General features: G+C 74.7%; 5 protein-coding genes and 1 pseudogene. 2 read left to right on the forward strand and 4 right to left on the reverse strand.

Going from position 1 to position 6,000, the window contains the following annotated elements; genetic code table 11:
* Positions 1-55: 55 nt before the first annotated feature.
* Positions 56-2,410, forward strand: a complete 2,355-nt coding sequence (locus ND747_RS02105) for a DEAD/DEAH box helicase (RefSeq protein WP_374216124.1) — start codon at positions 56-58, stop codon at positions 2,408-2,410.
* 162 nt (positions 2,411-2,572) lie between these two features.
* On the forward strand, positions 2,573-3,388 hold the full coding sequence (locus ND747_RS02110; RefSeq protein ID WP_251731264.1) for a hypothetical protein: 816 nt from the start codon (positions 2,573-2,575) through the stop codon (positions 3,386-3,388).
* Positions 3,389-3,511: 123 nt separating this feature from the next.
* On the opposite strand, the pseudogene ND747_RS29125 reads toward ND747_RS02110, so the two are convergent.
* From ND747_RS29125 to ND747_RS02130, 4 genes and pseudogenes are all read right to left on the reverse strand, one after another.
* Positions 3,512-3,841, reverse strand: a pseudogene (locus tag ND747_RS29125) (Rv3654c family TadE-like protein); the annotation flags it as partial.
* Complete coding sequence (locus ND747_RS02120; RefSeq protein WP_285899844.1) at positions 3,838-4,287, reverse strand: TadE family protein; 450 nt, start codon at positions 4,285-4,287, stop codon at positions 3,838-3,840. The pseudogene ND747_RS29125 and the gene ND747_RS02120, both read right to left, overlap by 4 nt.
* Positions 4,284-4,529 carry a DUF4244 domain-containing protein gene (locus ND747_RS02125; RefSeq protein ID WP_251731267.1) on the reverse strand — a complete coding sequence of 82 codons (246 nt, stop codon included), beginning with the start codon at positions 4,527-4,529 and terminating at the stop codon, positions 4,284-4,286. Before ND747_RS02125 ends, ND747_RS02120 begins: the two co-directional genes overlap by 4 nt.
* Before the next feature lie 81 nt (positions 4,530-4,610).
* Positions 4,611-6,000, reverse strand: a 1,390-nt coding sequence (locus ND747_RS02130) for a type II secretion system F family protein (protein ID WP_308204541.1), incomplete at its 5' end; no start/stop codon positions are given.

The following is a 6,000-nucleotide window of genomic DNA, read 5'->3' on the forward strand; positions in this document are numbered from 1 at the left end:
CGGCGGGGAGACCGTCCTGGCCGAGCTGCGCGCCGACGTGCGCCGGGCCCGATGTATGACCCATGTGGAGCCGGTCGCGGCCCGTGCGGGGCAGCGTGCGCCGTGGCCGGAGTGGGTCGATCCGGTGCTGCGCGGCCGGTGGGTGGCCGCCGGCATCGATGAGCCATGGACGCATCAGGCCGCCGCGGCCGAGGCCGCGTACGCGGGGCACAGCGTCGTGCTGGCGACGGGCACCGCGTCGGGCAAGTCGTTGGGCTATCTGATGCCGGTGTTGTCCCGGTTGCTCGCCGAGCCGTCCGCCCGGGCCCTGTACCTGTCCCCGACGAAGGCCCTCGCCCACGACCAGCTGCGCGCGGTTCGGGCGCTGCGGGTGGCCGTGCGGGCGGCCACCTATGACGGCGACACGCCGGCCGCCGAACGGGACTGGGTGCGGGCACATGCCGGTCTGGTCCTGACGAACCCGGACATGCTGCACCGTGGGATCCTGCCGCGGCACCGCCAGTGGGCCCAGTTCCTGCGCGGCCTGCGGTTCGTGATCATTGATGAGTGTCACGGGTACCGGGGCGTCTTCGGCGCGCATGTGGCGGCCGTGATCCGCCGGCTGCGGCGGATCTGCGCCCGTTACGGTGCGCAGCCGGTGTTCCTGCTCGCCTCGGCGACCGTTGCGGACCCGGGCACGTCGGCCGGCCGGCTCACCGGGCTCGATGTCGAGGTAGTGGACGGCGATGGCGCCCCGCGCGGCCCGATGGACTTCGTGCTCTACGAACCGCCGCTGCTGTGGACGAGGCCACCCCGGACAAGCCCCCCCGCGGCGAGCCACGTCGGCGGCGGCGTCCATGGCGACGACGGTGCCTACGACGACGGTGCCTACGGCGACGCTGCGTACGACAGTAATAACGGTGGCGGGGCGGCCGGGGACGGGGAGAACGGTGCGCCGGTGCGCAGGTCGGCCACCGCCGAGGCGGCCGACCTGCTGGCGGACCTCGTCGCCCAGGGCGTGCGCACGCTGGTGTTCGTGCGGTCCCGCCGGGCGGCTGAGGTGGTTGCGGTGGGGGCTCGCCGGGAGCTCGGTCTGGTCGCGGCCGATCTTGCGGACCGGATCGCCGCCTACCGGGCCGGCTATCTGCCGGAGGAGCGCCGTGAGCTGGAGCGGGCGCTGCGCACGGGGGAGCTGTTGGGGGTCGCCGCCACCTCGGCCCTCGAGCTCGGGGTGGACATCAGCGGCCTGGACGCAACGGTCACCGCCGGTTTCCCGGGGACGCTTGCGTCCCTGTGGCAGCAGGCGGGCCGTGCGGGCCGGGACGGGCGGCGATCGCTGGCGGTGCTCGTCGCCCGGGACGATCCGCTGGACACCTACCTCGTCCACCATCCGGAAGCGGTCTTCGGCCGACCGGTGGAGGCGAGCGTGTTCGACCCGGACAACCCCTACGTGCTGGGCCCGCACCTGGAATGCGCGGCCGCCGAGCTGCCGTTGGCCGAGCCCGATCTCGAGCTGTTCGGCCCGGCGGCGACGCGGGTCGTGGATGACCTGGTCCGCCGCGGCCGGCTGCGGCGCCGCCCCACCGGTTGGTACTGGACGCAACGGACCCGGCCAGACGTCGACATCCGCGGCACGGGCGGCCCGCCGGTGCGGATCGTGGAGGCCTCGACCGGCCGCCTGCTCGGCACCGTGGACGCCGCGGCGGCCCACACGTCGGTGCATCACGGTGCGGTCTACCTGCATCAGGGGTCGAGCTATGTGGTCGACGAGCTCGACCTCGACGAGTCGGTCGCGTTCGTCCACGAGGAGTCGCCGGCCTGGACGACGATCGCCCGGGAGCACACCGACATCCGGATCGTGGCGTCCACCCGGGAGCGGACCGTGGCGGACGTGGCCGTGCACCTGGGGGTGGTCGAGGTGACCAGCCAGGTCGTCGGCTATCAGCGGCGGATCGTCGCGACCGGCGAGGTCCTCGGCCAGGAACCGCTGGACCTGCCGCCGCGGCAGCTGCGGACCCGCGGCGTGTGGTACACGGTCACCGACGATCTGCTCGCCCACGCCGCCGTGACCCCCACCGAGGTGCCGGGGGCGGTACATGCCGCCGAACACGCGGCGATCGGACTGCTGCCGCTGTTCGCGACCTGCGACCGCTGGGACATCGGCGGTGTGTCGACCGATCTGCATCCCGACACCGGACGCACCAGCGTGTTCGTCTATGACGGCCACGCCGGCGGCGCGGGTTTCGCCGAACGCGGTTTTCTGCGGTTCGGGGCGTGGCTTGCCGCGACCCGGGACGCCGTGCGGGCCTGCGAATGCCCGGCGGGCTGCCCGTCCTGCGTCCAGTCGCCCAAATGCGGCAACGGAAACGAGCCACTGGACAAGGCGGCGGCAGCGCGGCTGCTCACGGCAATCACCGAGCTGGTCACCTGAGCACCGATCACCTGAGCACCGATTGCCTGAAACGCGGATCACGCTGAGCCTTCGGTAGTTGCCGTGGGTCTTCGTGGTTGCGCGGCGGGGTGACCGGGGTAGGCCGAGATCGACTGTACTGCGCAGCGGGTCCCGCTCCCGCGGATGGTTCTGGAGGTCTCGGTGGTAACCATCGGTGTTGTGGTGTTGCTGGTGGCAGGCGTCTTCACCGCGGATCTCGTGCTGGAGAACAGCGGCCATACCGACGTTATGATCATGGGTCAGACCCTGTCGTTCGATATCTGGGGACTGTTCGTTCTCGGGCTTGCCACCGGCATGCTGATGATCGCCGGAGTGCAGCTGTTGCTGCACGGCGTGGCGCGTGACCGGAACCGCCGCAGGATCCAGCGGCAGCGGGAGCGCGACCTCGCCGCACTGACCCGCGCGGTACCGCCCCCCGTCGCCACCGCGCCGTCCCGTCCCGCCACCACCGCGCCGACCCGTCCCGTTCCCGCCACCACCGCGGCTGTGTCGCGACCCGCTCCGGCCGTCATGGCGGCGTCGCGCCCCGAGCCCGTCGTCGCATCGGCGCGTCCCAGCGCCAGCGCCGCGGCTCCCGCCATGGGCACGGCGGTGGCCGCGGGCCGGCGGCGGACCGACAACGGCGTGGACGGGCCACCGATCGCGGCCACTACGGCCGCTGACGCGCCGGCGCAGCCCGCTGCCTCGCGGGCCGAGCAGGTTCGTAGCCGCACCGAGAAGCCCGAACCTGCCATCAGCCGGGCCGCCGAGCGGGTGCCGACCCCGTCCCGGGCGGTCGCGGACGACGTTCGCCCGGAAGCCGCCGCGACCCGGCCGCGGCCGACCACCCATCCGCGCCGTGGTGACCGGATCGTGGCCAGGGTCGCCGACCTCGCGCGCGGCAACCGGGCGCCCGCCGCCGAGTCCACCGAGTCCACCGGACGCGACGCGGCCACCCGCGCCGATATCCGTTCCTGAGCCCGGCCCCTCCCGTCGGCGGCGATGGAGGATCGGCTGGTACACCCCGGGGGCGCGTCCCCACGGTCCGGCCCGGGCCCGGCTGGCGACCTCGGCGCGGATGCCGAGGGCAACGGGCACCGGGACGCGGACGGCGACCTCGACCGCGTCGGCGACGATGCGACACTCGACCAGACGGGCCCCGTCCGCCTCGCTGACCTGCGTGGCCCGGGCGCAGGCCGCGTCGGGATCGACCGGGGGCAGACCGGCGGCGGCGAGGGCGGCAAGATCGGCAGCCGTCGCGGCCCGGGTCCGTGCCGCGCCGATCGTGGCCACCGTGAAGGCGATACCGGCCAGCCACATCAGCGCGAACAGCAGAGCGAGCAGCCAGACGGTGGCCGAACCGGTGTCCGCGGGGTCATCGTCCTGGCCGGCCGACAGGACCACCGGCTGCTGGCAGCGAGAGCGGCTCATGGACCGTCGCCGCTGCCGGCTGGCAGGCTCGGTTCGACCGCCGCGACGGCACGCGCGGACACGACCTGTCGCGGGGCGAGACGTCCCAGGGCACTCGCGCCGATGGTCGCCGACACCTCGACGTCGACGAGCCCGTCATGGCGGGACACCCGAACGCTGGCGTGCGGGGGCGCTGCCCGGGTCACCGTGGCGGCCACGATCGCGTCAGACTCGCCGCGGGCCGCGAGCCGGGCCCCGATCCGGGCCGCGTCACCACAGCGCCCCTGGCCGAACATGACGGCGAGCATCCAGGCGGCGAGCAGGAATACGGCCACCAGCGACGGCAGCCCGACCGCAAGTTCCGCGGTGGCCTGACCGCGGTCGTCGCCAGCACGGTCGTCGCCGATGTGGGGAGTGGACCGTGGTCGCCGGGCCGGGCCGAGGACACCACGGGCGGTGCGGCTCAGAACGACCCCGCCAGGGCGCGCTGCACGAGCGAGGCGACCGCCGAACGGGCCGCCGAGCTGGTCACGGCCGCGTAGAGCACACCTGCGAACGCGACGGCGGCGAGGGTGCCCACCGCGTACTCGGCGGTGGACATGCCCCGGTCGCGCCATTCGCGGGGACCGCGCCACCAGGCGACCAGCGCGCGACCGAGCACTGCGTGGGCCGAGGTGCGACGGGGGAACGGGCCGGGTGAGGTTGACATGGGAGTCCTCCGAGCGGGGTCAGGGCAGGACGATGGATCCACGCAGGCCGGGTGGGCACAGCCCCAGGCCGGGGCCGGACGTCAGGCCGGCAGCAGCTCCGGCAGGGTGCCGAGCACGACGGGAACGACGCTGAGCAGCAGGAAGGCAGGCAGAAAGCAGAGGCCGAGCGGTACCACGGCGAGCACACCGGCCCGACGGGCCGCGGTGATGGTCTCCGCATGGGCCTCGGCGCGGGCCCGCTCGGCCAGCCGGGTCAGGGCCGCGGCCGGCCGGGCACCGGAACGGTGTGCTCGGTCGAAGGCGGTGACAGCCGTCTGGGCCATCGCCGGCCATCGGGCGTGCGGCGAACCCCGGGGCCCGGGTGACACCCACCGGCCGAGCAGGTCGATCCGGTGCCGTGGACGGGTCGCAGCCACCAGTTCGGCGCAGGCCGTGGGCACATCCGCACCGGCCGCCAGCGCGCGTGCCGCGGCGCGTAGCTGGCCCCCCAGCGCCCCACCGTTGGCAGCACCGACGGTCATGAAAGCCGCGCTGAGCGTCGCCCCGCTGCGCAGCGCCACCGCGATCAGGTCGAGCGCGAGCGGAAGATCGGCGAGCAGGCGTGCCTGCCGCCGCCCGGCACCGCGCCGCGTCACACCGGCGGGATCGCCCGACCCGGCAGCATCCATGGCGGTCGGCGCGGCGCGGCGTTCCACACCATCCGCGAAGGCCCGCAACCAGCGCAGGCCGACGAGATCGGCTAGCCCGCCGAGCAGCAGGCAGGCCACACCGGCCGGGGTGGTCAGCAGGGTGTGCAGAGGGGAGGCGCCGGCGAGGGAGCCGAGCGCGATCCCGAAGACCGGCAGAGCGGCGACCAACCGACCGGAGGACCGGGGGCCGGCCAGGGCGGTGGCGAGCTCCTCGGCGCGCACGGCGTCCGCGCGGGCAAGCGTGGCGAGCATCTCGGTGACCGGCGACAGGCGGGCGCCGGCCCGGATGCAGACCCGGTAGGCGATGCCCAGTTGACGGATCGATCCCGCTTCGGCCCGACACAGCACACTGCTCGGATCGTCCGCGTCCGCGAGTTGCACCGCCAACCGCCCGAGCGGTGTCCACTCCGATCGGGGCCCGGCCCTGGCCGGGCCGACTGTGCGGTTTCGTGCCGTCCGGGCGCTGCGCGCGGCCCGTGTTGCCGCGCCGCGTGCCGTGGTGTCCGAGACCATGCCACGCGCCGCGGAGCGCAGGGCGGCCTCGGGTGCACCGCCCGAGTCGAGTTCGGCGGAGAAGGTGGCGAGGAAGTCCTCGGCCTGGACCCGCACCTGCGCCGCGTGGCGTCGGCGCCGGGTGTGGCGGGCCGCGCGGTACAGGCAGCCGGCGACCACGGTTGCCGTCATCGCCGCGACCGGGCCGGCGGCCAGCCAGACCAGGGCGCCGATTCCCAGCGGCGCGGCGAGCGCCACCATGCGGGTCACGCCGGCCGCCAGGCGGAGC

It is taken from the genome of Frankia sp. R82 (genome assembly GCF_023716925.1).
GTDB lineage: Bacteria > Actinomycetota > Actinomycetes > Frankiales > Frankiaceae > Frankia.